This is a genomic window from Streptomyces griseorubiginosus (assembly GCF_036345115.1).
In the GTDB taxonomy this organism is placed as follows: Bacteria; Actinomycetota; Actinomycetes; order Streptomycetales; family Streptomycetaceae; genus Streptomyces; species Streptomyces griseorubiginosus_C.
In genome coordinates, this window is sequence record NZ_CP107766.1 from 7,263,639 (window position 1) to 7,290,088 (window position 26,450).

At 69.8% G+C, this 26,450-nt stretch carries 21 protein-coding genes; 13 read left to right on the top strand and 8 right to left on the bottom strand.

Features of this window, described 5'->3' with window-relative positions:
* Positions 1–51: 51 nt before the first annotated feature.
* The 7 genes from OHN19_RS32800 to OHN19_RS32830 all read left to right on the top strand — a co-directional run bounded on the left by OHN19_RS32800 (position 52) and on the right by OHN19_RS32830 (position 9,103).
* Positions 52–921, top strand: a complete 870-nt coding sequence (locus OHN19_RS32800) for an MHYT domain-containing protein (RefSeq protein ID WP_330267665.1) — start codon at positions 52–54, stop codon at positions 919–921.
* A gap of 289 nt (positions 922–1,210) precedes the next feature.
* The gene (gene uvrB, locus OHN19_RS32805) at positions 1,211–3,346 is read left to right on the top strand and encodes an excinuclease ABC subunit UvrB (protein ID WP_330267666.1); all 2,136 of its coding nucleotides are present in this window, start codon (positions 1,211–1,213) and stop codon (positions 3,344–3,346) included.
* Between the two features lie 130 nt (positions 3,347–3,476).
* The gene (locus tag OHN19_RS32810) at positions 3,477–4,055 is read left to right on the top strand and encodes a TerD family protein (RefSeq protein ID WP_164426747.1); all 579 of its coding nucleotides are present in this window, start codon (positions 3,477–3,479) and stop codon (positions 4,053–4,055) included.
* A 52-nt stretch (positions 4,056–4,107) separates the two neighbouring features.
* On the top strand, positions 4,108–6,276 hold the full coding sequence (locus tag OHN19_RS32815) for a TerD family protein (protein ID WP_330267667.1): 2,169 nt from the start codon (positions 4,108–4,110) through the stop codon (positions 6,274–6,276).
* Between the two features lie 227 nt (positions 6,277–6,503).
* Entirely contained in the window at positions 6,504–7,505 is a 1,002-nt protein-coding gene (locus OHN19_RS32820; protein WP_330267668.1) for a TerC/Alx family metal homeostasis membrane protein, read from the top strand.
* A gap of 130 nt (positions 7,506–7,635) precedes the next feature.
* The gene (locus OHN19_RS32825; RefSeq protein WP_330267669.1) at positions 7,636–7,938 is read left to right on the top strand and encodes a hypothetical protein; all 303 of its coding nucleotides are present in this window, start codon (positions 7,636–7,638) and stop codon (positions 7,936–7,938) included.
* 64 nt (positions 7,939–8,002) lie between these two features.
* Positions 8,003–9,103 (top strand): ionic transporter y4hA, encoded by a 1,101-nt coding sequence (locus OHN19_RS32830; RefSeq protein ID WP_330267670.1) that lies wholly within the window; start codon positions 8,003–8,005, stop codon positions 9,101–9,103.
* On the opposite strand, the gene OHN19_RS32835 is transcribed toward OHN19_RS32830, so the two are convergent.
* A complete protein-coding gene (locus OHN19_RS32835) occupies positions 9,093–10,463 on the bottom strand; it encodes an MFS transporter (protein ID WP_330267671.1) in 1,371 nt (456 codons plus the stop codon). The genes OHN19_RS32830 and OHN19_RS32835 overlap by 11 nt on opposite strands.
* A 63-nt stretch (positions 10,464–10,526) precedes the next feature.
* Positions 10,527–11,405 (bottom strand): helix-turn-helix transcriptional regulator, encoded by an 879-nt coding sequence (locus OHN19_RS32840; protein WP_330267672.1) that lies wholly within the window; start codon positions 11,403–11,405, stop codon positions 10,527–10,529.
* A 102-nt stretch (positions 11,406–11,507) separates the two neighbouring features.
* Here OHN19_RS32840 and OHN19_RS32845 point away from each other — a divergent pair, with 102 nt between their 5' ends.
* Positions 11,508–12,203 (top strand): SDR family NAD(P)-dependent oxidoreductase, encoded by a 696-nt coding sequence (locus tag OHN19_RS32845; protein WP_330267673.1) that lies wholly within the window; start codon positions 11,508–11,510, stop codon positions 12,201–12,203.
* A gap of 19 nt (positions 12,204–12,222) precedes the next feature.
* Here OHN19_RS32845 and OHN19_RS32850 read toward each other — a convergent pair whose 3' ends face one another.
* On the bottom strand, positions 12,223–13,269 hold the full coding sequence (locus tag OHN19_RS32850; protein WP_330267674.1) for a S66 peptidase family protein: 1,047 nt from the start codon (positions 13,267–13,269) through the stop codon (positions 12,223–12,225).
* A gap of 85 nt (positions 13,270–13,354) precedes the next feature.
* Here OHN19_RS32850 and aroQ point away from each other — a divergent pair, with 85 nt between their 5' ends.
* The gene (gene aroQ, locus OHN19_RS32855; protein WP_123760018.1) at positions 13,355–13,828 is read left to right on the top strand and encodes a type II 3-dehydroquinate dehydratase; all 474 of its coding nucleotides are present in this window, start codon (positions 13,355–13,357) and stop codon (positions 13,826–13,828) included.
* Positions 13,829–13,908: 80 nt separating this feature from the next.
* Here the strand turns inward: aroQ and OHN19_RS32860 are convergent, their stop codons facing one another.
* Genes OHN19_RS32860 through OHN19_RS32870 form a run of 3 tightly spaced genes read right to left on the bottom strand, consistent with a single transcriptional unit; the run spans position 13,909 to position 16,435 of the window.
* Complete coding sequence (locus OHN19_RS32860; protein WP_330267675.1) at positions 13,909–14,667, bottom strand: amino acid ABC transporter ATP-binding protein; 759 nt, start codon at positions 14,665–14,667, stop codon at positions 13,909–13,911.
* On the bottom strand, positions 14,664–15,554 hold the full coding sequence (locus OHN19_RS32865; protein WP_330267676.1) for an amino acid ABC transporter permease: 891 nt from the start codon (positions 15,552–15,554) through the stop codon (positions 14,664–14,666). Before OHN19_RS32865 ends, OHN19_RS32860 begins: the two co-directional genes overlap by 4 nt.
* Positions 15,551–16,435: an ABC transporter substrate-binding protein gene (locus tag OHN19_RS32870; protein ID WP_330267677.1), complete on the bottom strand. Its 885-nt coding sequence runs from the start codon at positions 16,433–16,435 to the stop codon at positions 15,551–15,553. Before OHN19_RS32870 ends, OHN19_RS32865 begins: the two co-directional genes overlap by 4 nt.
* 1,183 nt (positions 16,436–17,618) lie before the next feature.
* Between OHN19_RS32870 and OHN19_RS32875 the strand changes: the two genes are divergently transcribed.
* From OHN19_RS32875 to OHN19_RS44005, 3 genes are all read left to right on the top strand, one after another.
* Positions 17,619–18,026 (top strand): hypothetical protein, encoded by a 408-nt coding sequence (locus OHN19_RS32875; RefSeq protein WP_330267678.1) that lies wholly within the window; start codon positions 17,619–17,621, stop codon positions 18,024–18,026.
* A 338-nt stretch (positions 18,027–18,364) separates the two neighbouring features.
* Positions 18,365–21,565 carry an RHS repeat-associated core domain-containing protein gene (locus tag OHN19_RS32880; protein WP_330267679.1) on the top strand — a complete coding sequence of 1,067 codons (3,201 nt, stop codon included), beginning with the start codon at positions 18,365–18,367 and terminating at the stop codon, positions 21,563–21,565.
* 9 nt (positions 21,566–21,574) lie between these two features.
* Entirely contained in the window at positions 21,575–21,685 is a 111-nt protein-coding gene (locus OHN19_RS44005) for a PEP-CTERM sorting domain-containing protein (RefSeq protein WP_419249549.1), read from the top strand.
* Between the two features lie 90 nt (positions 21,686–21,775).
* On the opposite strand, the gene OHN19_RS32885 is transcribed toward OHN19_RS44005, so the two are convergent.
* Together OHN19_RS32885 and OHN19_RS32890 are read right to left on the bottom strand one after the other, a co-directional pair.
* Positions 21,776–22,426, bottom strand: a complete 651-nt coding sequence (locus OHN19_RS32885; RefSeq protein ID WP_330267680.1) for an MBL fold metallo-hydrolase — start codon at positions 22,424–22,426, stop codon at positions 21,776–21,778.
* A gap of 10 nt (positions 22,427–22,436) precedes the next feature.
* The gene (locus OHN19_RS32890; RefSeq protein WP_330267681.1) at positions 22,437–23,123 is read right to left on the bottom strand and encodes a maleylpyruvate isomerase family mycothiol-dependent enzyme; all 687 of its coding nucleotides are present in this window, start codon (positions 23,121–23,123) and stop codon (positions 22,437–22,439) included.
* 226 nt (positions 23,124–23,349) lie between these two features.
* Here OHN19_RS32890 and uvrA point away from each other — a divergent pair, with 226 nt between their 5' ends.
* A complete protein-coding gene (uvrA, locus tag OHN19_RS32895) occupies positions 23,350–26,403 on the top strand; it encodes an excinuclease ABC subunit UvrA (protein ID WP_330267682.1) in 3,054 nt (1,017 codons plus the stop codon).
* Positions 26,404–26,450: the final 47 nt, after the last annotated feature.

The window sequence follows — 26,450 nt, forward strand, 5'->3', positions numbered from 1 at the left end:
GGCATGTTTCAGGGAATTCCATGACGTAAGAAGGCGGAAGGGTAGCCGCGCATGCAAGGCACGGTCGACGGATTCAGCTACGGACTCGTCACACCGCTGGTGGCCTACCTCATGGCCTGCCTCGGCGGCGCCCTCGGCCTGCGTTGCACCACCAGATCGATGCTGGTCAACCGGTCCTGGCGCCCCGGTTGGCTGGCGCTCGGCTCGGCGGCGATCGGCTCCGGCATCTGGACCATGCACTTCGTGGCGATGATGGGATTCACCGTCAAGGAGGCGCCCATCCACTACGACAAGGGCATCACCTTCGCCAGCCTGGGTGTCGCCATCGTGATGGTGGGCATCGGCGTCTTCATCGTCGGCTACCGCGGTGCGACCGGGACGGCCCTGATGACCGGGGGTGCCGTCACGGGTCTGGGCATCGCCTCCATGCACTACCTGGGCATGGCGGGCATGCGCCTGAACGGACAGCTGGAGTACAACACCGTCACCGTGGCCGTCTCCGTGGTGATAGCCGTCGTCGCCGCCACCGCCGCCCTGTGGGCCGCCGGGCAGGTCAGGGGCTTCCTGTGGAGCGTGGGCGCGAGCCTCGTCATGGGCCTCGCCGTCACGGGCATGCACTACACCGGCATGGCCGCCCTCAGCGTCCATCTGCACAACACCGGCAGCCCCGTCTCGGGCGACTCGCCCGCATCCCTGCTGGCGCCCATGATGATCGGCCCGCTCGCCTTCCTGCTGCTCGCGGGCGTCGTCGTGCTGTTCGATCCGCTGATGGTCATGGGCAAGCCGGTGTGGTCGCCCGCCGAGAACAAGCCCGGAGTCCCGGCCCGCGAGCTGGTCCACCACCCGGCCGCCCGCCGCTCCTCGCTCCGCCCCCGCCGAGGTCTGCCCCACCACGACACCCGCACCCCCCAGAACCGCTGACCCACCCCCGCGTCGAACGCGACCCGGGTCCGCCGGGCCCATTGCGCCGTCCGCCACCCGGGACAGCCGGGCCCACTGCGCCGACCGCCACCCGGGACCGCCGGCCCTCCGCGCCGAAGCCCACCCGCCCCCCGCCGGGCCGAACGCCACCCGGGACCCCCCCGCCGACCGCCTCCGGGACCGCCGGCCCACCGCTCCAGCCGTCCGGACCGCCGCCCCACCGCTTCCCCCGCCGCCCGAAACCCCTGATCGGGACGCGTTGTCAGTGGGGAGTCGTACGGTTGACTCCATGCGGCCCGTTTCCCACATCGAACGTACGGTGGCGCCCTTCGAGGTCGTCAGCCCCTACCAGCCCAGCGGCGACCAGCCGGCGGCCATCGCCGACCTGGCCAGGCGCATCGAGGCAGGCGAGAAGGACGTCGTCCTGCTCGGCGCGACCGGCACCGGAAAGTCCGCCACCACGGCGTGGATGATCGAGAAGCTCCAGCGCCCCACCCTCGTGATGGCGCCGAACAAGACCCTGGCCGCCCAGCTGGCGAACGAGTTCCGCGAACTGCTGCCGAACAACGCCGTCGAGTACTTCGTCTCGTACTACGACTACTACCAGCCCGAGGCCTACGTCCCGCAGTCGGACACCTACATCGAGAAGGACTCCTCGATCAACGAGGAGGTCGAGCGACTGCGCCACTCCGCGACCAACTCGCTGCTCACCCGCCGTGACGTCGTCGTGGTCGCCTCCGTCTCCTGCATCTACGGTCTCGGTACGCCCCAGGAGTACGTGGACCGCATGGTCCCCCTGCGGGTCGGCGACGAGCTCGACCGCGACCAGCTGCTGCGCCGCTTCGTCGACATCCAGTACACGCGCAACGACCTCGCCTTCACCCGCGGCACCTTCCGTGTGCGCGGCGACACCATCGAGATCTTCCCGGTCTACGAGGAACTCGCCGTCCGCATCGAGATGTTCGGCGACGAGATCGAGGCGCTGTCCACCCTCCACCCGCTCACCGGCGAGATCATCAGCGACGACGAGCAGCTGTACGTCTTCCCCGCCTCCCACTACGTTGCGGGCCCCGAGCGCATGGAGCGGGCCGTCAACGACATCGAGAAGGAGCTGGGGGAGCGCCTCGCCGAATTGGAGAAGCAGGGCAAGCTCCTGGAGGCCCAGCGCCTGCGCATGCGCACCACCTACGACCTGGAAATGCTCCGCCAGATCGGCTCCTGCTCGGGTGTCGAGAACTACTCGATGCACTTCGACGGCCGCCAGCCGGGCTCCCCGCCGAACACCCTGCTGGACTACTTCCCGGACGACTTCCTCCTCGTCATCGACGAGTCGCACGTGACCGTGCCCCAGATCGGCGCCATGTACGAGGGCGACGCCTCCCGCAAGCGCACCCTCGTCGACCACGGCTTCCGGCTCCCCTCGGCCCTGGACAACCGCCCCCTGAAGTGGGAGGAGTTCACGGAGCGCATCGGGCAGACGGTCTACCTGTCGGCGACCCCCGGCAAGTACGAGCTCTCGCGCGGGGACGGCGTCGTCGAGCAGATCATCCGCCCCACCGGCCTGGTCGACCCCGAGGTCGTCGTCAAGCCCACCGAGGGCCAGATCGACGACCTGGTGCACGAGATCCGCACCCGCACCGAGAAGGACGAGCGCGTCCTGGTCACCACGCTCACCAAGAAGATGGCCGAGGACCTCACCGACTACTTCCTGGAACTCGGCATCCAGGTCCGCTATCTGCACAGCGACGTCGACACCCTGCGCCGCGTGGAGCTGCTGCGCGAGCTGCGCTCCGGCGAGTTCGACGTCCTGGTCGGCATCAACCTCCTGCGAGAGGGCCTCGACCTGCCCGAGGTCTCCCTGGTCGCGATCCTCGACGCCGACAAGGAGGGCTTCCTGCGCTCCGGCACCTCCCTGATCCAGACCATCGGCCGCGCCGCGCGAAACGTCTCCGGCCAGGTCCACATGTACGCCGACAAGATCACCCCGGCGATGGAGAAGGCCATCGAGGAGACCAACCGGCGCCGGGAGAAGCAGGTCGCGTACAACAAGGAGCGGGGCATCGACCCCCAGCCGCTGCGCAAGAAGATCAACGACATCGTCGCCCAGATCGCCCGCGAGGACGTGGACACCGAGCAGTTGCTCGGCTCCGGCTACCGCAAGGGCAAGGACGGCAAGGGGGCCAAGGCTCCGGTGCCGGCCCTCAGTGGCAAGGCGGCGGGCACCAAGGCCGGCAAGGGCAAGGCCAAGGAGACCGTCCCGACCGACCGTCCCGCGGCCGAACTCACCGAGCAGATCGAGGAGATGACGGCACGTATGCGTGCGGCCGCCGCCGACCTCCAGTTCGAGATCGCGGCCCGGCTGCGCGACGAGGTGTCCGAGATGAAGAAGGAGCTCCGGCAGATGAAGGAGGCGGGCCTGGCCTGACCCCATCGCGCTGTGTTGCAAGACCGACACAAAGTGCGCTCCGGGGTGCGTCGCCGTCAGTGGCCCTGCGTAGGGTGCTGGTCAACCGCGGGCGCCGCGGCAACAGGGGACAGCGAGAGGGGTTCGGCGCGTGACCGTCAACATGACCAAGGGTCAGGCCATCAGCCTGCAGAAGAACGACGGAGGCAGCCTGACCGCGGTGCGTATGGGCCTCGGCTGGCAGGCGGCTCCCCGCCGCGGCCTGTTCGGCTCGCGCACGCGGGAGGTCGACCTCGACGCCTCCGCCGTCCTGTTCGCGGACAAGCAGCCCGTCGACGTCGTCTTCTTCCGCCACCTGGTGAGCGACGACGGCTCGGTCAAGCACACCGGTGACAACCTCGTCGGCGGCGTCGGCCAGGGCGGGGACGACGAGGCGATCCTCGTCGACCTGGCCCGCGTCCCGGTCCACATCGACCAGATCGTCTTCACCGTGAACTCCTTCACGGGCCAGACCTTCCAGGAGGTGCAGAACGCGTTCTGCCGTCTGGTCGACGAGACCAACGGCCAGGAGCTGGCCCGCTACACCCTCGCCGGCGGCGGCTCCTACACCGCCCAGATCATGGCGAAGGTGCACCGGACGGGCCCGGGCTGGACGATGACGGCCCTCGGCACCCCCGCCAACGGCCGTACCTTCCAGGACCTGATGCCGGCGATCCTGCCGCACCTGTAACCGGCCCGCCGAGCGGCACCCGACCGACACCACTACACAGGGGGAGAAGGCGATGACGGCCGAGCTGGTGCGGGGGCAGAACCACCCGCTCTCCCAGGCCCGTCTCGAGATCCGGATCGCGGCCGGTACGCCGGTCGTGGCCGGAGCCACGCTCGGCGACGAGCACGGCACGGTGCACGGCGCGGAGTTGGTCGTCCATCCGGGCGCACCCACCCTGCCGGGTCTGGAGGTCTCCCGGCAGGCCGCCGCCGACCACCGTCTCGCGGTCGACCTCGGTGCGGTCCCCGAGGCCGTCCACCGGGTCCATGTGCTGCTCGCCCTCCCCGCGGCGGGCGGCCCCGTGAGCTTCGGTGCCGTCGCCGCCCCGTTCGTCGCGGTCACCGGCACGGACGGCACCGAACTCGCCAGCTACACCATCACCGGCCTGGACGCCGAGTCGGCGGTCGTCGCGCTGGAGCTCTACCGCCGCCAGGGCGCCTGGAAGGTGCGCGCGGTGGGCCAGGGCTACGCGGGCGGCCTCGCCGAACTCCTCGCCGACCAGGGACTGCCCCAGGCCCATCAGATCGCCGGGGCCATCCACGACGCGGTGGCCCAGAGCCTGTCCCGCGCGGTGCCCATGCCCCCGCCGCTCACCGCCGAGGCCGACCGTCCCCGCCGGACGGCCACCCCGGCACCGGGCCCGGAACAGAGCTCCTCCGCACCCCAGGGCGCCCCCAGCGCCGTACCGCCGTCGTCGCCGTACGGCACCCAGCCGACCGGCACCCAGCCACCTGGCATCCAGGCACCCGGCACCCCACCACAACCGATGTCTCCCCACGGCGGCTCGCCCTCCGGCTCACCGCAGCCGATGTCCCCCCACGGCAGCCCCGCTCCCGGGACGCCGCAGCCCACCTCCCCCTACGGCGCACAGGGCACCCCGGCGGTCGGCGGGCCGCCGTCCGGATACGGCCAGGGGCCCTCGGACGCCTCCGCTCCGCAACCGAACGCACCCACCGCCGGCGGGCCGATCGACTACAGCCATCCCCGCCGTCAGAGCGCCGCCCCACCGCCGCCCGCGCCCACCGCGCCTCCCGCCCCGCCGGGGCAGCCCGCGCGGCCCGTCGCCGGGGACGCGACCGGGTGGTCCATGGACGAGCGGCTCTACAACCAGGTGTGGGGCATGTTCGAGGACCTGGCCCGCTCCACGGCCGCGTACCGCAGTGCCGTCGACTTCGCCGACTCGAGGATGGAGAAGGAACTCGACGCGGCCCTCGCCGACCCGCGCAGCCGGATCGGCGGACAGGGCGACGCGGCGCGGGAGACGGCCCGCGCCAAGCACGCCCAGCTCGTCGAACAGGCACGCGCGGTCTACGACCGGGATCTCGGCCAGCTCACGGCCGAGTCCGAGGTGGTCGAGCCCGCCCTGCCGCCGGCGTACGCCCGCTGGGACAACCCGGTCTGGCACGGCTACCGGGTGCCCTTCGAGGTCCCCATGGCCGTGCGCCTGGGCGACCTGCATCTGCCGGAGTGCCCCGAGCTGCGCATCCCGATGCTGGTCAGGCTGCCGCTGGAGCGCGGCCTGTGGATCGACAGCGGAGCCGCCGGATCGCTCGACGGCTCGTTCCTCGACGCCCACGAACTGCACCGCCTCGCCCTGGACACGGCCGTGGCGATCGCGGCCCGGCTGATCGCCGTGCACCCCGCGGGCGACTTCACCCTGCACGTCATCGACCCGGCGGGATCGGGGGTCCAGGCGCTCGCGCCGCTGGCGCGGACCGGTGTGCTCGCCGCCCCGCCCGCCGTCGGCGCGGCGGGTGTCGCCGAGACCCTCGGGCGGCTCACCCAGCGCGTCGACCTGGTGCAGATGGCGGTCCGCGGCGGCGCGGCCGACTCCCTGCCGCCCGGTGTGGACGCCTCCGAGCAGCTCCTGATCGTCAACGACTTCCCGCACGGTTTCGACGACCGGGCGGTGACCCAGCTGCGCTACCTCGCGGACGAGGGCCCGTCCGTCGGCGTCCACCTGATGATGGTCGCGGACCGTGAGGAGGCTTCCGCCTACGGCCCCCTCCTCGACCCCCTGTGGCGCTCGCTGATGCGCCTGACCCCGGTGCCCGACGACCACCTCGCCGACCCCTGGGTGGGGCACGCCTGGACGTACGAGCCCGCCCTCGTGCCGCCCGGCAGCCAGGTGCTCCAGCAGGTCCTGACGCAGGTCGCGGCGGCTCGTACCAAGTACTCGTAAAGCCGCCTCCACCTGCTTATTTGACTTTTATTTTGCCAATCGCTTTACCTTTCCTTGGTGATTGGGTACCGTTGACGGCACGGAGGGGAGTACTCCCTGTCGACTGCGGCGTACCCGTCAATACGGATCAGGCCTGATCCCGGGGCGTCGGCCCACCGTGGGTGGAAGAGACCTCCGGCAGCGCGACGACGCTGGTTACTTGCCGTTACGTATTGCCGGAGGAACCTGTGGATGTATCCGTGACCCTGTGGGTCCTGACCGTCGTGGGCCTCGCCGCCCTCATCGCGGTCGACTTCTTCATCGGCCGCAAGCCGCACGACGTGTCCATCAAGGAAGCGGGCATCTGGACCGTCGTCTGGATCGCCCTGGCCGGTCTCTTCGGCCTCGGACTGCTGATCTTCGGTGGTGGACAGGCCGGCGGCGAGTTCTTCGCGGGCTTCATCACCGAGAAGTCCCTCAGCGTGGACAACCTCTTCGTCTTCGTCCTGATCATGGCGAAGTTCGCGGTGCCCTCGCAGTACCAGCAGCGGGTGCTGCTCGTCGGTGTCCTCATAGCCCTGGTGCTGCGCGCGATCTTCATCGCCGCCGGCGCCGCGATCCTCGCCAGCTTCGCCTGGGTGTTCTACATCTTCGGCGCCTTCCTCATCTGGACCGCCTGGAAGCTCATCCAGGAGGCCCGTGCCGACGAGGAGGACGAGGAGTTCGAGGAGAACAAGCTGCTCAAGGCCGCCGAGCGCAGGTTCGGTGTCGCCGACCGCTACCACGGCACCAAGCTGTGGATCGTGGAGAACGGCAAGCGGGTCATGACCCCGATGCTGGTCGTGATGCTCGCCATCGGCACCACCGACGTGCTCTTCGCACTCGACTCGATCCCCGCGATCTTCGGCCTGACCCAGGACCCGTACATCGTCTTCACCGCCAACGCCTTCGCCCTGATGGGTCTGCGGCAGCTGTACTTCCTCATCGGTGGCCTGCTGAAGAAGCTGGTCCACCTCAGCTACGGCCTGTCGATCATCCTCGGCTTCATCGGCGTCAAGCTGGTGCTGCACGCCCTGCACGAGTCCGGGGTCCACGTCCCCGAGATCAGCATTCCGGTCTCGCTCGGCGTGATCTGCTCGGTCCTGATCGTGACCACGCTCACCAGCCTCCGTGCGTCCAAGAAGATGGCGGCGGCCGAGGCGGCGCAGGCGGAGAGCGAAGGCGCTCCGAAGGACAGCATCGAGGCCTGACCACGGTCGGCGTAGAAAGAACCACCACCGGGAGCGGTGCGCGGCGAATTGCCGGGCACCACTCCCGGTGCTTGGTTGGTCGAGAGCGCGTACCCCGGCCCGGGGGCGCCGTGGCCGGCGGGAGACACCCATGAAGTTCGTGCAGATCATCGGCTTCGAGACGGAGCGCCTGGAGGAGATGCGGCAGCTGATGGAGGAGGCGGGGCAGCGCAACGCGGGCAGGCCGGGCGGACCGACCCACCGCATGCTCCTGAAGGACCGCGACAAGCCCAACCACTACCTGGCGGTGCTCGAGTTCGAGTCGTACGACGAGGCCATGCGCAACAGCGACGACCCCGAGACGGGCAAACTCGCGGAGCAGTTGGCCGCACTGAGCTTCGGCGAGCGCGTCTACACCAACTGCGACGTCCTGGAATCGGGCGAACTCAAGTAGTGCAAGCCCAAAGAGCGCAAACCCGAGGAGTGCAAGCCCGGTTCACCTCTGGGACGATCGCGGCATGATCGCTCGGCTCAGTTCGCTCACCACGAGCTGGACGTCCGTCGTGCCGGTGCTCGCGGTCGTCCTGCTGGTGTTCACCTGGGGGCGCGATCTGCCCGGCGCGGTCGTGGTGCTCGTGACCCTGGTCCTCGCCGGAGCGGTGCTGGCGGCCGTGCACCACGCCGAGGTGGTGGCCCACCGGGTCGGTGAACCGTTCGGCTCGCTCGTCCTGGCCGTCGCCGTCACCATCATCGAGGTCGCCCTGATCGTCACCCTGATGGCGGACGGCGGCGACAAGAGTTCCACCCTGGCCAGGGACACGGTGTTCGCGGCCGTGATGATCACCTGCAACGGCATCGTCGGCATCAGCCTCCTGGTGGCCTCACTGCGCCACGGCACCGCCGTGTTCAACCCCGAGGGCACCGGCGCCGCCCTCGCCACGGTCGCCACCCTGGCCACCCTGAGCCTGGTGCTGCCGACCTTCACGACGAGCAAGCCGGGCCCGGAGTTCTCCACCACGCAGCTGACCTTCGCCGCGCTCTCCTCGCTGGTCCTGTACGGCCTGTTCGTGGCGACCCAGACCGTGCGGCACCGCGACTACTTCCTCCCGATCACCCGCCAGGGCGAGCTGATCACCGGCGACGACCACGCCGATGTGCCCACCGCCCGCACCGCGCTGATCAGCCTGGGCCTGCTGGGACTCGCCCTGATCGGAGTGGTCGGCCTCGCCAAGGGCGTCTCGCCGACCATCGAGTCCGGCGTGGCCAAGGCCGGCCTCCCGCATGCCGTCGTCGGTGTGATCATCGCCCTGCTGGTGCTGCTCCCCGAGACCATTGCCGCCCTGCGCTCGGCCCGCCGCGACCGCGTGCAGACCAGCCTCAACCTCGCCCTCGGCTCGGCCATGGCCAGCATCGGCCTGACCATCCCCGCGGTCGCCCTGGCGTCCGTCTGGCTCTCCGGCCCGCTCGTCCTCGGCCTCGGCGCCACCCACATGGTGCTCTTGGCCCTCACCGTGGTGGTGAGCTCGCTGACCGTGGTGCCGGGCCGGGCCACCCCGCTCCAGGGCGGCGTCCACCTGGTGCTGTTCGCCGCCTACCTGGAGCTGGCGATCAACCCGTAGCGTCCGCGGCCGGCTCCCCACCGCGCACAGGCTCCCCACCGCGCACAGGCTCCCCACCGGGCACAGGCTCCCCACCGCGCACCGGCTCCGCCACCGCACCGCGTACCGGCTCCGCACCGCGCACCGGCCGGGTCTCCGGCAGCAACGCGAAACACCCGAGGCTGAGCAGCGCGATCCCGGTCAGATACGCGCCCACGCCCCAGGGCACCCGCCCGCCGTGCTCCACCAGAGCCGTCGCCACGATCGGTGTGAGCGCGCCGCCGACGACCCCGCCGAGGTTGTAGCCGACCGCGGCACCCGTGCAGCGCACCCGGGGCTCGTACAACTCCGGCAGATAGGCGGCGATCACCGCGAACATGGTGATGAACGCGATCATCGCGCCCAGGAACCCGAGGAACATGAGCAACGGCTCCCCGGTCGCGAGCAGCGCGACCATCGGGAACATCCACAGCGCGGCCGCCGCGCAGCCGGCGAGGCACAACGGCCGCCGCCCGTACCGGTCCCCGAGCAGCGCGAACACGGGCGTGAGCGAGCCCTTCACCAGCACCGCCGCCATGATGCAGGTCAGCATGACCGTACGGCCCACCCCGAGCCGCTCCGTCGCATACGCGAGGGACCAGGTCGTCACGGCGTAGAAGATCGCGTACCCGACGGCGAGCGCCCCGGCCGTCAGCAGGACGAGCCGCCAGTGGTCGCGCGCCACCTCGGCGAGCGGCACGCGCGCGTGGTCGTCGATCTCCAGGAAGCCGGGGCTCTCCGCGAGCGAGGAGCGCAGCCACAGCCCCACCGCCGCCAGCACCCCGGCCGCCCAGAACGGCACCCGCCAGCCCCACTGCGCGAACTGGGCCTCCGACAGCGTGGCCGACAGGGCCAGGACCACCCCGTTGGCGAGCAGGAAGCCCAGGGCGGGACCCACCTGCGGGAAGCTCGTCCACAGCCCGCGCCGCTCGGCGGGCGCGTGCTCCGCCGTCAGCAGGACGGCCCCGCCCCACTCGCCGCCGAGACCCAGCCCCTGGAGAAAGCGCAGCACCAGGAGCAGCAGGGGCGCGGCGACACCGATCGTGTCGTACGTCGGCACACAGCCGACCGCGACTGTCGCGGCCCCGGTCAGCAGCAGCGAGGCCACGAGCACCGGCCGCCGCCCGTGCCGGTCGCCGATGTGCCCGAACAGCACCGACCCGAGCGGCCGCGCGACGAACCCCACGCCGAACGTCCCGAAGGCGGCCAATGTCCCCGCGAGCGGCGAGACCGTCGGGAAGAACAGCGGCCCCAGGACCAGCGCGGCGGCCGTCCCGTAGACGAAGAAGTCGTAGAACTCGATGGCCGTCCCGGCGAGTGAGGCGGCCGCGAGCCGCGGCATGGAGGGCGCCCTTGGGGTGCGTACGTCGTGCATGCAGCGTCAACCACCCGCGGTGACCCGGAGTTACGGCGTGGAGTACAGGCCGGGTCCCGGAGGCGTGGGGCCGGTGGCGCGGGAGCCGCCCGTGACCCGCAGGAACTCCAGCTTCTCCGCGTCGGGGGAACCCGCCGCCACCGTGTAGACGACGAGGCGGAGGTCGCTGCCGGGGACGGTGAGGACGTCGCAGTCGCAGAGCACCTCGCCGACCTGGGGGTGCACGATGGTCTTGCGGGCCGAGACGTGCGGTCCGACCGCCCCCTCGTCCCACAGCCGGGCGAACTCCGCACTGGTGGAGCGCAGTTCTTCCACGAGGCCGGTCAGGCCGCGGTCGCGGGGGTAGCTGAGGAGAGCCGCGCGCAGGTCGGAGACGAGGGCGGTGCCGAGGCCCTCGCCCTCCTGGAGCACGGGCCAGGCCGCGAGCCCCGAGGGCCCGGTGGTGAAGACCGCCCGGACCAGGTTCCGTTCGCTGTGGGTCCGGGTACTGGGGTCGCCCAGCAGCACCGCCCAGGCGGGAGTCCAGGACAGCAGGGTCCAGTCGGCACTGAACACGGCTGCCGGGAACTCCCCGAGGCGGGCCAGCATCCGTTGGACCCCCGCGGGAACGTGCGTGGAGACCGTCCCCTCCTGGGGAGGGAGGAGCCCGGCCAGCCGGTAGGCGTAGTCGCGTTCCGCGGGCTGTAGTTGCAGGGCCCGGGCCAGGCTCGCGACGACCTGCGCGGAAGGGTTGGTGGCGCGGCCCTGCTCCAGCCGCACCACGTAGTCGACCGACAGCCCCGCGAGGTCGGCCAGTTCCTCGCGGCGCAGTCCCGCGGCACGTCGTCCGGGCCGCGCGGGCCGTCCGACGTCGAGGGGGGAAAGCCGGTCGCGCCAGCGGCGCAGTGCCGTGCCCAGGGTCTCGTCCACTCGGCCATTGTGTCCGCCGCACAGCCGTGGTGCCTGGTACTGGCAGTCCTACCGTCGCAGGGGGCACTGGTTGTCGTCTCGTCGCGGGCCGAGAGTGAACGCATGACCACAACATTCATCACCGGAGCCAACAAGTCCCTCGGCTACGAGACCGCCCGTCGGCTGATCGAGGCCGGCCACACCGTCCTCGTCGGTGCCCGTGATCCGGAGCGCGGCCAGGCGGCCGCCGACGCACTCGGTGCCCGTTTCGTCCAGATCGACGTCACGGACGACGCGTCGGTGGCCGCGGCCGCCGCCGACATCGGGGCCCGCGAGGGCGGCATCGACGTCCTGATCAACAACGCCGGTGTCTTCGGGACGCACAGCCCCGCCGACCGGATCACGGCCGCCGACGCGAGCGAGGTGTTCGAGGTCAACGTCGTGGGGATCGTCCGGGTGACGCACGCGTTCCTGCCCCTGCTGCGCAAGTCCGCGAACCCGGTGATCGTCAACGTGTCCAGCGGTATGGGGTCGTTCGCGGCCACCCACGACGCCGAGCGCGTCGAGTCGAAGAACCTCGCGCCGCTCTACACGGCGTCGAAGGCCGCCGTGACCATGCTGACCACGCAGTACGCGAAGTCCCTGCCGGACGTGAAGGTCAACGCGGCCGACCCGGGCTACACCGCGACCGACTTCAACGGGCACAGCGGCCCGCAGACGGTGACCGAGGGGACCGACGCGATCGTCGAGCTGGCCACCGTCGGGGCGGACGGACCGACCGGAACCTTCCGCGACCGCCACGGCGATATGCCCTGGTGACGGCACAGAGCGGGGGCGATCAGTACGTGACGGTGATGCGCCGGGCGGGACCGTCGACGCGGACGAGGCCGCCGTAGGGGATGACGAGCTGGGGATCGGTGTGGCCGTAGTCCACGTCGAAGACGATGGTGGTGGTGGGCGCATACACCCGCATGGCCTGGAGTACGGCCTCGCGCTGCTCGGCGGCGTAACGATCCGCCTCCGCAGGGCTGTTGGGGCGTTCGAAGGACCAGCTCTTCGGGCGGCCCATCAGCAGGGCGGAGAAGCGCTGGAGCAGGCCGCGTTCGCCCATGTTGCGCAGGGTGCGGAAGACCTCGGCGGCGCTCGGCATCTCCTCGGAGGTCTCCAGGAGCAGCACTCCGCCGTCGTACTCGCTGAGATCGCGCGCGATCTCGCGGTCCGCCATCAGCAGCCAGCCGAGGATCTCCAGGCAGCCGCCCCAGGCGCGGCCCTCCACCGCCCGGTCGGCGTTCACCCAGGTCCAGCCGCCGCCGGGGCGGGTCTCGGGTTCGGCGTCGAAGGTGGCGGGATCGGCCCAGTCGCGGTTGACGTCGTTCCAGCGTTCGGCGGCGGTGAGTTCGTAGGGGCCGGAGGTGAACAGGGCGGCCCGCAGGGAGTCGGCGGTCAGCGGGTCCATGGCCACCGGACGGCCCAGCGCGGTCATCACGGTCGCGCCGTGATAGCCGACGATGCCGGTGTTGTACAGGTACGCCAGCAGGTTGGTGTTGTCGCTCATCCCGAAGAACGGCTTCGGGTTCGCCCGGATCAACTCCCGGTCCAGGAAAGGCAGTACGGTGATCTGGTCGTCACCGCCGATGGACGCCATGACCGCCTTCACGTCAGGGTCGGCGAAGGCCGCGTGGATGTCGGCGGCGCGCTCCTGGGGCGTCGAGCCCATCGTGCGGGTCGTCGGATACTCGACCGGCTCCAGTCCGTACTCCTTGCGCAGCCGCTCCAGTCCGAGCTCGAAGGGGCGCGGGAAGAGCCCCGGCAGGCCGGCGCCGGGGGAGATGACGGCGATGCGGTCGCCGGGTACGGGCTTGGAGGGGTACGAGAGAGTGGTCATGCCGGGAGGGTACGGGCGGCACCGCGCGCGGCGCACCGTGATAAACCGGGGACGAGCAGCCCACCCGTACCGGACCGGAGGAACCGTGCCCCGCACCCTGGCCAACGCCCCGATCATGATCCTCAACGGCCCCAACCTGAACCTGCTCGGCCAGCGGCAGCCGGAGATCTACGGCAAGGACACGCTGGCCGACGTCGAGGCCCTGTGCGCCAAGGCGGCGGCCGCGCACGGCGGCACGGTGGACTTCCGGCAGTCCAACCACGAGGGCGAACTGGTCGACTGGATCCACGAGGCCCGGCTGAACCACTGCGGGATCGTCATCAACCCGGGCGCCTACTCGCACACCTCGGTCGCGATCCTGGACGCGCTCAACACCTGCGACGGGATGCCGGTGCTGGAGGTGCACATCTCCAACATCCACCAGCGCGAGACCTTCCGGCACCACTCCTACGTCTCGCTGCGCGCGGACGGGGTCATCGCCGGGTGCGGGGTCCAGGGGTACGTCTTCGGCGTGGAGCGCGTGGCGGCGCTGGCGGGGCCGACGCGGGCCGAGGCGTAGGTCTGTATGGGGCGTCGGTAATGGGCGCCCGCTATGGAGGGCGCCCATTACACGCCCGCAAGGCCGCCCATTACACGCTCTTAAAGCCGCCCCGCCTCCACGATCCGCCGCAGGAATCGCTGCGTACGCTCCTGCTGCGGGTCGCCGAAGATCTGTTCGGCGGTGCCGCGCTCCAGCACGACCCCCGAGTCCAGAAAACAAACCTGGTCGGCGACCTCCCGCGCGAAGCCCATCTCGTGGGTGGCCAGCACCATGGTCATGCCGTCGCCCTTGAGGTCGCGCACGACGTTCAGGACCTCGCCGACCAGCTCCGGGTCGAGCGCCGCGGTGATCTCGTCGAGCAGCAGCAGCCGGGGCCGTACGGCGAGGGCCCGCACGATCGCCACCCGCTGCTGCTGACCGCCGCTCAGCCGGTCCGGGTACTCGCCCGCCTTCCCGCCGAGCCCGAGCCGCTCCAGCAGCTCGCGAGCGTGCTCCTCGGCCTCCGCGCGGGCCACGCCGTGCACCCGCCGCGGGGCGAGCGTGATGTTCTCCAGCACCGTCATGTGCGGGAAGAGGTTGTACGCCTGGAACACCACGCCGATACGGCGCCGTACCGCGTCCTGGTCGACCCGCGGATCGGTGATCTCCTCGCCGTCCAGCCAGATGGCGCCGTCGTCGATCTCCTCCAGGAGGTTGGCGCAGCGCAGCAGGGTCGACTTGCCGGAGCCGGAGGCGCCGATCAGCGCGGTCACCGTGTGCGGGGCGACCTCCAGGTCGACGTCCCGCAGCACGACCGAGTCGCCGAAGGTCTTGCGGACGGACTCCATCCGCAGCACCGGTGCGTCCGCGTCGCTCATGCGACTCCTCCCTGGGCCCGCCGGCGGTCCATGCGTGCCGTCACCCAGTCCGTCAAGCGGGTCATCGGGATGGTCAGCGCCACGAACACCAGGCCCGCGACGATGTACGGCGTGTAGTTGAGGCTCCGTCCGACGATGATGTCGGCGGCACGTACGGCGTCGATCGCGCCGCCGATCGACACGAGGCCGGTGTCCTTCTGGAGGGACACCAGGTCGTTCAGCAGCGGCGGCACCTGGCGGCGCACCGCCTGCGGCAGCACCACGTACCGCAGCGCCTGCCGGTTGGACAGGCCGAGCGAGCGGGCCGCGGCGCGCTGGGAGGGGTGCACGGACTCGATGCCCGCGCGGAACACCTCGGCCACGTACGCCGAGTACGTCAGCGTGAGCGCCGTGCCGCCCAGCCACACCGGGTCGACCGTCACACCCTGGAGCCGCAGCGCCGGCACGCCCAGGACGACGATCATGAGGTTGATGATGAGCGGCAGGCCGCGGAAGAAGTCCGTGTAGGCGGCGGCCAGGACGCGCAGCGGGAAGAACACCGGCCCGCGCAGCGTGCGCGCGATGGCGATGAGCATCCCGAGAACCAGGACGGCCGCGCCGCACACGAACAGCAGCCGGACGTTCAGCCACAGCCCTTCGAGGACCTTGGGGAACGCCTCGCGCGCGTACTGCCCGTTGAAGAACGTCTCCTTGGTGCGCGGCCAGCCGGGCGCGTTGACGACGACCAGGTAGAGGACGACGGCGGTGAGCAGGGTCGAGACCGCGGCGATCGCCGTCGCGCGGCGGGAGCGGGCACGCTTGAGCGCCTCCCGCTCGATCCGCCGCTGCGACGGCGTGTACGAGTCGCCCGCGCCTTCCTGGCCGGCCTCGTCCTTCGTGAGCGTCACTTGAGGACCGGGGCGTCGACGGCGTCCGACAGCCACTGCTGCTCCAGCTTGGCGAGCGTGCCGTCCTTGCGGAGCGCGTCGACGGCCTCCGTCACGCAGGAGGTGAGCGCGCTGCCCTTGTCGAGCACGAGCCCGAACTGCTCGGGCGTGCCGCCCTGGTTCTCGAACTGTCCGACGATCGTGCCGTCCGTGACCTCGGCCGCGGTGATGTAGAAGGCGGTGGGCAGGTCGACGACGATCGCGTCCACCTGCTTGTTCTCCAGGGCGGACTTCGCCTGGTCGTTCTTGGCGTACGCGGCGGCCTCCTGCGTCGGCTTCACCACGTCCTGGATGTAGTTCAGGCTCGTCGTGCCGACCTGGGCGCCGAGCTTGAGGCCCTTCAGGTCCGCGATGCTCTTCGCCTTGGCGGCCTTGGTGCCCTTGAGCGCGATGACGGCCTGGCGCACGTCGTAGTAGCCGGAGGAGAAGTCCACGGCCTTCTTGCGCTCGGCGCTGATCGACACCTGGTTGATGTCGAAGTCGAAGGTCTTCTCCCCGGGCGCGAAGGCCTTGTTGAAGGGGACGCTCTGCCAGACGACGGCGCTCTTGTCGTAGCCGAGCTGCTTGGCCACGGCGTAGGCGACGGCGGACTCGAAGCCCTTGCCGTTCGCCGGCTTGTCGTCCTTGAACCACGGCTCGTAGGCGGGCTCGTCGGTCGCGACCGTCAGCTTGCCGGAGGTCTTCGTGGCCAGCTTGCCCTTGGCGCAGGCGTTGCCGGTCGGCGCCGAGGCCTTGGCGCTCGCGTCGTCCTCGGGCTGCGGGGCGCAGCCGACGGCGGTGGCGAGCAGGGCTATGGAGGCCGCGGCGACGGCGCGGCGCAGGGCGCGAGGGGCAGGGTGCATGGCGGGAGAGTGACAGTCCACTGTCCCGTTTGTCGAGGTCACGACGGCAATTGTCCGCATATTGGGAACGGGTGTTGCATTTATGTGAACAGTTTTCGGACAGCTTGCCTGGGCCGCCGGCCGAGGGCGGGGATCGAAAGACCGGCGGCCCTTACCGCGCAGGAGCCGTCATCCTGTGCGGGGCTGCCCCCAGTTGACTGCGCAACCACCTGCGCCGGGAGCGGGTGTGTGCCACCGGCGCGTGTGAAGAGTTCACACGGGGCGCGCAACGCCCTTTGCGCGCCCCGGCGTTCACCACCCCCGCGCGTGCCACCCGGCGGGTCTCACCAACCCCGCTTGCCGGCCCCGGCGAGCATCCGAGGCATCCGCCTCAAGGGTGCCGCCTTCCAGGGCCCGCCGATCGTGCTGGTTCTGGGTGTGTCCGCTCCGGGAAGACCGCCGTCGGCATGGCGGTCGCCGAGGTGCTCGGGAGTGCCGTTCGTCGAGGGCGACGACTTCCAACCCGCCGCGAACATAGACAAGATGAGCGTCGGTCAGGCGCTGGACCCCGACCGGGGCCCTGGCTGCGTGCCCTCGCCGACCGTGTCCGGCACTCCGTCGAGGCCGCCGAGGGGCTGGTGGTCGCCTGTTCGACCCACAGGCGCGCCTACCGGCCCGGAAGCCACCACCGCCGTCGGCCGCCCCGGCGAGCACCCGTTGCGCTGAACCCCGCCCCGGTGAGGGGCCGATCAAACAACGTCGTGTGCCCCGGTGTTACGCGAGCATTCTTGTGAGGCAAGTCACTACTGGAGTGGCATCTGTGGATGCTCAGACAGCAAGGGACCCCACCTGAACTTTCCAAAATCATGAACGCGTCTTGACCCTGGTTTCGAAGGGGAACGCATTCCAAATCCGTTCGATAACGGCATGTGATTACCCTAGCCCTGTGTGACCGAAGCGCGGAATTGTGTAGTCCGCACCGCGCCGAAGGGATGATGTGAAGGCGCATCGGGGAATGTGCCTTTCATTCATGCGGCACCGAACCTCGCTGGTTGTTCGATTTCGCATGCCCAGGGGAGGGGTTCACGTGAAGCGTGCTCACCGGACGCTGTCACTGTCGGCGGCAGGATTCGCAACGGTATTGGCATGCGCGGGCACCGCGTCCGCGGGCGCGGGGCCGACGCCGGCGAACCAGCAGCCGCCCGTGTCATCTGTGCCGTCGGAGGCGGGTAATCCGCTGTCCGCACGTGCTCAGGCCGCAGGTGTGTGCTCGGACGCCTATCAGATCGGCACGACGTCGTACGCCTACCGGGGGACGGAGCAGATCGCCTCGGTCAAGCAGTTCTACTCGCCCGAGTGCAAGGAGAACTACGGCTACGTGTGGGTGTGGAAGTCGTTCCTCGACCAAGGGATCAACTTCGACCTGCGGGTCGGCGTGTGGTCCTACGACCGCGAGACGCTGCTGGGCGCTCGTACCGAGTTCGACACGCACAGCCAGGAGTTCTGGGGCAACGGCGCCGACACGGTGGATGACTGCACCTCCGGCGACGGCACTCTGACCATCGCCGACGAGCAGGGTGGCTACTCCGCCAGGACGTCCAAGCGCTGCTGACCCGATCGCGGCGCGGCTGCCCGTCGATTCCATATGCGGTGCCCAACCAGCCGGTCCCGCGCTGATCCAGTGCGTCGTTCTGGGCCAGGGTCACCACGTAGGGCGGACACCGAGCGCGGGTGACAGCCGCCCACCGGCTGTCACCCGCCGAGGTCTGCCTCCCGTCAACCGGCTGTGAAGGCCCGAACCATCCGACGATCCAAGGAGAGACCCTCGTGCACTCTGTCATGCCCGAGAACAAGGCGCCCAGAAGCGGCACCAGACGCGGCAGACGTACCGTCTCCACCGCCGCAGTCGCCACAACAACCGGCGCGGCACTGTTACTTGCTCTGTTACCCATGCAGGCGTCAGCGTCGCCCGGCCCCGACGAACCGTCTCCGAAGCCCACCTCGTCCTCCCCCGTGGGGCAGACCAAGGCGCCCGGAAGCACGCCCATCGGGGTCGCGGGCAAGGACCGCGAGCTGGTGACGGCCGGCATCCTTCAGTCCACCTTCCAGGGCCTGGGAATCGGCCAGGTCCCGTGGTCGGAGTTCCACGAGGCCCCGCTGTCGGACTCGGTCGGTGTGCAGGTCAACTACGGCAACGGCAACCTGCTGGTCAGCGTGAACGCCTTCGACATCGCCGACGCCGGCCCCGGGCTGTCGCTGGGGCACGCCTACAACGGCCTGAACACCAGTTGGAAGGCGACGACCGGCAGTGACTACCTGATCCACGAGCCCAACACCACGTCGGTGTACGTGCAGGGCCCCTCCAGCACGATCGCCGTGTTCGAGCGGGACGGCTCGAACTTCACCCCGGCCCCCGGCTACAAGCAGGACCTGACCGAGTCCTCTGACAAGAAGTCCTTCACGCTCACCTCCCGCAGGAACGGGCAGAAGACCACCTTCACCCGCTCCGGCACCACCGGCGACGCACGGGTGAGCAAGGTCGAGGACAAGAACGGCAACGCCACCACCGTCGCCTACTCCGGCGCGTTCACTTCGAAGATCACCGCCGCCTCCGGCCGCACCCTGACCTTCGCCAACGACGGCACGCAGATCACCAAGGTCACCGACAACACCGGCCGGTTCGCCACCTACACGTGGTCCGGGGACGATCTGAAGACGTTCACCGACACCGACGGCAGGACCACCGTCTTCGACTACGACACCTCGCACCGCATGACGAAGGTGACCACCCCGGAGGGCCGTGAGACCCGCTTCACCTGGGACACCAACCGGCTCGCCTCGATCACCCGCGTCGTCGACAAGGCCGCCGGAACCGGTGCCACCACCGCCTTCCGCTACATCCTCCCGCAGCCCGGCAGCGAGGGAGAGGGTGTTGTCAGGATCACCGACCCGCGCGGCAAGAGCACCGAGAAGACGGTCGACGCCCGCTGGCGAGTGAAGAAGACCACCGACCCGCTGGGCCGCGAGCGTTCCAAGACGTGGGGTCCGGACAACAACGTCACCAGCGCGGTCGACGGGATGGGGGTCGGTTCGACTCCGGGCAACACCGTCAAGTTCGACTACGACGACTCCTTCAACCCGAGATCGGCGACCCAGCCCACCGGCGCGCAGTCCACGATGGCCTGGACCCAGAAGGCCGGCGGCCACTACCCCGAGACCTTCACCTCCGCCAGCGGCGACAAGGTCACCAATGGCTACGACACCTCGGGCAACATGATGTCGCAGACCGACACCACCACCGGTTCCGACGGCGCCAAGTGGACCTACGACTACAACCCGAAGTCTGGAGCGATGGACTGCGGCGGGCTGCCCGGCCAGCGCTGCTCGGCCACCGACCCCGAGGACCACAAGACGTCGTTCACCTACGACTCCAAGGGCAACCTGGCCAAGGTCGACCGTCCCTCCGCACAGGAGGACATCACCTACACCTACGACGAGCTGGGCCGCACCGACACCGTGACCGACGGGCGGGGTGTGAAGACGGTCTACACCTACGACAAGCGCGACCGACTCAAGACCCAGACCAGTGACGGCAGGACCGCCACCTTCACCTACGACGCCGACGGCAACATCAAAACGCGCACCACCCCGGCGGGCACCAGCAGTTACACCTACGACGAGCAGAACCGCGAACGCATCCGCACCCTGCCTGCCGGTGGTACCAGCTCGGTCACCTACGACGCCTCCGGCAACGTGAAGACCGCCACCGACCCGGGCGGCACCACCACGTACGACTACAACGACGCCAACCAACTGGCCACCCTCACCCAGCCGGGCGGCGCGACAACCACCTACGACTACGACAAGAACGGCGACCGCACCACCACCACCTACCCCGGCGGCACGGTCCAGAAGACGGACTACGACAAGTCCAGCCGCGCCCAGAAGATCGAGGTCAAGAACGGCTCCACCGTCCTGTCCACGATCACCTACGACTACGACAAGGCGGGCAAGGACACCGACAAGATCTACCAGCGGACCACGGACGGTGCCGCCCTGGCCTACACCTACGACTCCAAGGGCCGCCTGACCAAGGCCGTGGAGACCAAGGACGGCTCCACCACCGCCGGCTGGGCCTACTGCTACGACAAGGCCGGCAACATGACCGGCCGTTCCACCGGCACCAGCCTGCCCGCCTGCGACAAGGCCCAGTCCGTCCGCGAGTACAACAACGCGAACGAACTGACCTCACTCGGCGGCAACACCGGATTCACCTACGACGGCGACGGCGACGAGACCTCCGCCGCCTCCCCGACCGGCACCCGCACGGGCGGCGAGTGGACGTCCTTCACCCAGCTCTCCAGCCTGACGGCCTCCGGCACCGCGTCGACCTACAGCTACGCCGGAGTTGACCACAACGACCGCCTCACACGCGGCAGTTCGACCTTCACCAACGCGGCGACCGGCATGACGCGCGAGAACACCACCGGTTTCGTCCGCGAACCTTCGGGCACCTTGACAGCCATGACCTCCGGCGGGGCAAGCCAGTACTACCTCACCGACGTCCAGGGCAGCGTCATCGGCCTCGTCGACGCCTCCGGCAAGCGCACCGCGACCTACAGCTACGGCCCCTACGGCGAGGCCCGCACCACCAGCGGCACCAACCAGCCCTACCGCTACACCGGCACCTACCTCGACCCCAGCGGCCTCTACAAGATGGGCGCCCGCTACTACGACCCCCAACTCGGCCGCTTCACCCAGCCCGACCCGTCCGGCAAGGAAAGCAACCCCTACGCCTACGCCGCCGGAGACCCCGTCAACCGTATTGACCCGAGCGGGCTGGACTTCCTCGGTATGTCAGGTGGCGAGTGGCTCTCCCGTGGCGGCCAGGCCGTCGGGCTTGCCGCCATGTTCGTCCCCGGTGGACAGGCTGTGGGGCTGGGCCTGGCCGCCGTAGGAATAGGCATGGAAGCCGCTGGAGGTGCGATGGAAGGAAAGAGCGGGTCCGAAATAGCGGGAGGCGTCGTTGTCGGTCTCGTCGGAGCCAAGGTCGGATTCGCCACCAAAGCGCTGGGGGCCTCCCGGACGATGGACTTGGGCGTGAACGGAGCGTACTGGGCCGGCGGGGTTCTCGCCGGAGAGGTCATGTAGGAGGCCGGAATGTACTCACAAGCAGCGGCGATAACTGACAACTGGCCGGCGACCATTGTCATGTTGCTGTTCGGAGCTGCTGTCATCGCATTCTTCCTCGTCAGAGGAAGGAAGAGGTAGAGATTCGGAAACAAGGCCTGATCGGTGGGAGAGGGGCCACCGGCCCCTCTCCCACCGATCAGGGGCCACCGGGGCGGCGATGCCGCCGACCTACCAGCCCCGCTTGTGCCACTCCCCGAGGTGAGGCCGCTCGGCACCGAGCGTGGTGTCGTTGCCGTGGCCCGGGTAGATCCAGGTCTCGTCCGGGAGCACGAAGACCTTCGCTTCCAGGCCCGACATCAGCGACTCGAAGTCCTCGGGACGTGTTGTCCGCCCAGGCCCCCCGGGGAAGAGGCAGTCCCCGGTGAACACATGGGGATGCCCGTGCGGGTCGTCGTAGACGAGGGCGATCGAGCCCGGCGTGTGGCCGACCAGGTGGCGTGCGGTCAGCTCCACGTGTCCCACCCGGATGACGTCACCGTCGTCGACCGGGACGTCGGTGGGGACGGGGATGCCCTCGGCATCGGCCCGTCCGGCGTACGTACGCGCGCGCGTGGCCGCGACGACGTCGGCGAGCGCCTGCCAGTGGTCGCCGTGCTGGTGCGTGGTGACGACGGACGCGATGCCGTCGTCACCGATCATGCCGAGCAGGGTGTCCGCCTCGTTGGCGGCGTCGATCAGGAGCTGCTCGTCGGTGGCCCGGCAGCGCAGCAGATAGGCGTTGTTGTTCATCGGGCCGACCGCGATCTTGGTGATCATCAGGTCCTTGAGCTCGTGCACGTCGGCGGGCCCGCCGACCGTCACCTGTCCGCTGTACGTCATGGCGGCCAGCCTATAGCGGGGGCAGCGAGGGGAGCGGGCCGCCGTGGACCGTCAGCGCCGAGCCGTCGCGGCGGCCGGCGAGCCAGCCGAGGAGGTCGGCGGGGGTGCCCGCGACGGTGACCTCGGGCAGGTCCGCGTCCCGGCCCGTGCTCCACGCGCGCGTACCGTCCGCGAGGCTCGTGGCCGGCACCTCGAGGTGGCCGGAGAAGCGGTCGGCGAGGAAGGTGATCTCCCGTTCGGTGAACTCCTCGGGCAGGTCCTCCAGCTCGTATCCGATCCCGAGATCCACGTGGTGCAGCTCCACCTCGGCCCATCGCCGGAACGGCACCCGGGACGCCGAGTCGGTGACCCCGTTGCGCAGCTCGACGGTGCGGGACCAGTCGGCCGGCGCGGCCCCCGCCTCCTGGAAGCGGGCGGCGCTCTCGCTGAGGTCGGCGAGCTGGACGTCGAGAGGCCGCGGGGCGTCGCGCTCGATGTCGGCGTCGCGCGCTTCCGCGGACGGATACATGGGCCGGCCCCGCAGAACGTTCACGAGGGCGTCGGCGTTGCGGGAGAGGTGGGCGAGGACATGTCCGCGGCTCCAGCCCGGCAGCCGTGACGACTGCGTCACGGCCGCGTTGTCCATCGTGGCGGCTGCGGTCAGGAGCCGTTCGGTCGCACCACGTACAGACTCCAGGTCATGAGCGTGATCAATCATGGTGCTGACCCTAGCTCCGCCACACCTTTGGGTGAAGGTGGTGAAGCTGTGCCGTAAATCGAATGCACGTGCTATATGGTCGAGTGCGGCGTCGGGCATGCTGGAAGACCGGGGATTGTTGTCCCCAGTCCGGGAATCCGACCGGCGTTGTCAGTGGCTCCCCCTAGTCTGAGAAAGCACGGGGGCCCCGCCCCTGTCACTTCTCTCAAGAAAGGTGCGGACCGGCGTGGCCGACCGTCTCATCGTCCGTGGCGCGCGCGAGCACAACCTGAAGAACGTCTCGCTCGACCTGCCTCGCGACTCGCTCATCGTCTTCACGGGCCTGTCCGGGTCGGGCAAGTCCTCCCTGGCCTTCGACACCATCTTCGCCGAGGGCCAGCGGCGCTACGTGGAGTCGCTCTCCTCGTACGCCCGCCAGTTCCTCGGGCAGATGGACAAGCCCGACGTCGACTTCATCGAGGGCCTGTCGCCCGCGGTCTCCATCGACCAGAAGTCGACCTCGCGCAACCCGCGCTCGACGGTCGGCACCATCACCGAGGTCTACGACTACCTGCGACTCCTCTTCGCGCGCATCGGCAAGCCGCACTGCCCCGAGTGCGGCCGCCCGATCTCGCGCCAGTCGCCGCAGGCCATCGTCGACCGGGTCCTGGAGCTGCCGGAGGGGAGTCGCTTCCAGGTGCTCTCCCCGCTCGTGCGGGAGCGCAAGGGCGAGTTCGTCGACCTCTTCGCGGATCTCCAGACCAAGGGGTACAGCCGCGCCCGGGTCGACGGCGAGACCGTCCAGCTCTCCAACCCGCCCACGCTGAAGAAGCAGGAGAAGCACACCATCGAGGTGGTCGTCGACCGCCTCACGGTGAAGGACTCCGCCAAGCGCCGGCTCACCGACTCCGTGGAGACCGCCCTGGGCCTCTCCGGCGGCATGGTCGTGCTCGACTTCGTCGACCTCCCCGAGGACGACCCCGAGCGCGAGCGCATGTTCTCGGAGCACCTTTACTGCCCGTACGACGACCTGTCCTTCGAGGAGCTGGAGCCCCGCTCCTTCTCCTTCAACTCGCCCTTCGGCGCCTGCCCCGAGTGCACCGGCATCGGCACCCGCATGGAGGTCGACCCGGAGCTGATCGTCCCCGACGAGGACAAGTCCCTCGACGAGGGCGCGATCCACCCCTGGTCGCACGGCCACACCAAGGACTACTTCGGCCGCCTGATCGGCGCCCTCGCGGACGCGCTCGGGTTCCGGACCGACATCCCCTTCGCGGGGCTGCCGCAGCGCGCCAAGAAGGCCCTGCTGTACGGCCACAAGACGCAGATCGAGGTCCGCTACCGCAACCGGTACGGCCGCGAGCGGGTCTACACGACCCCGTTCGAAGGCGCCGTGCCCTTCGTCAAGCGTCGGCACAGCGAGTCCGAGTCCGACGCCAGCCGGGAGCGCTTCGAGGGCTACATGCGCGAGGTGCCCTGCCCCACCTGTGAGGGCACCCGTCTCAAGCCGCTCGTCCTCGCGGTCACCGTCATGGGCAAGTCGATCGCCGAGGTCTCCGGCATGTCCATCAGCGACTGCGCGGACTTCCTGGGTGAGCTGAAGCTCAGCGCCCGCGACAAGAAGATCGCCGAGCGGGTGCTCAAGGAGGTCAACGAACGGCTGAAGTTCCTGGTCGACGTCGGCCTGGACTACCTCTCGCTGAACCGCGCGGCCGGCACCCTGTCCGGCGGCGAGGCCCAGCGCATCCGCCTGGCCACCCAGATCGGCTCCGGACTCGTCGGCGTCCTGTACGTCCTCGACGAGCCCTCCATCGGCCTGCACCAGCGCGACAACCACCGGTTGATCGAGACCCTGGTCCGGCTGCGCGACATGGGCAACACGCTCATCGTCGTCGAGCACGACGAGGACACCATCAAGGTCGCCGACTGGGTCGTCGACATCGGCCCCGGCGCGGGCGAGCACGGCGGCAAGGTCGTGCACAGCGGCTCCCTGAAGGAGCTGCTCGCCAACGACGAGTCGCAGACCGGCCAGTACCTGTCGGGCAAGAAGGCCATCCCGCTGCCCGACATCCGGCGTCCCCTCGACCCGACCCGGCAGCTCACCGTGCACGGCGCCCGGGAGAACAACCTCCAGGACATCGACGTGTCCTTCCCGCTGGGCGTGTTCACCGCGGTCACCGGTGTCTCCGGCTCCGGCAAGTCGACCCTGGTCAACGACATCCTGTACACCCACCTGGCGCGCGAGCTCAACGGCGCGAGGAGCGTCCCGGGCCGGCACACGCGTGTGGAGGGCGACGATCTCGTCGACAAGGTCGTGCACGTCGACCAGTCGCCCATCGGCCGCACCCCGCGGTCCAACCCGGCGACCTACACCGGCGTCTTCGACCACGTCCGCAAGCTGTTCGCCGAGACCACCGAGGCGAAGGTCCGCGGCTACCAGCCCGGCCGCTTCTCCTTCAACGTCAAGGGCGGCCGCTGCGAGAACTGCGCGGGCGACGGCACCATCAAGATCGAGATGAACTTCCTCCCGGACGTCTACGTCCCGTGCGAGGTCTGCCACGGCGCCCGGTACAACCGGGAGACCCTGGAGGTCCACTACAAGGGCAAGTCCATCGCCGACGTCCTGAACATGCCGATCGAGGAGGCCACGGACTTCTTCGACGCCGTACCGGCGATCGCCCGCCACCTCAACACCCTCAAGGACGTCGGCCTCGGCTACGTCCGTCTCGGCCAGGCCGCGACCACCCTGTCCGGCGGCGAGGCGCAGCGGGTGAAGCTCGCCAGCGAGCTCCAGAAGCGCTCCACCGGCCGTACGGTCTACGTCCTGGACGAGCCGACCACCGGTCTGCACTTCGAGGACATCAGCAAGCTGCTGAAGGTCCTGTCCGGCCTGGTCGACAAGGGCAACACCGTCATCGTCATCGAGCACAACCTCGACGTGATCAAGACGGCCGACTGGATCGTCGACATGGGCCCCGAGGGCGGCGCGGGCGGCGGTCTGGTCGTCGCGGAGGGCACCCCGGAGGAGGTCGCAGGGGTCCCGGCCAGCCACACCGGCAAGTTCCTGAGGGAGATCCTCGGCGCCGACCGGATCAGCGACGGAGCCGCGGTGAAGGCCCCGCGGAAGGCCGCGGCCAGGAAGACGGCGGCGAAGAAGACCGTCGCCGCCGGGACGACGGCCAGGAAGACGGCAACGGCCAGGACGACGGCGACCAAGAAGGCCGCCGAGGCCAAGAAGACCGCCGAAGCCACCAAGAAAGCCACGCCGGCCAAGAAGACGACTCGGGCCCGCAAGGCCTGATCCGGAACGACGGAGCGAGCGGTGCCCCGCCAGGCACCGCTCGCTCC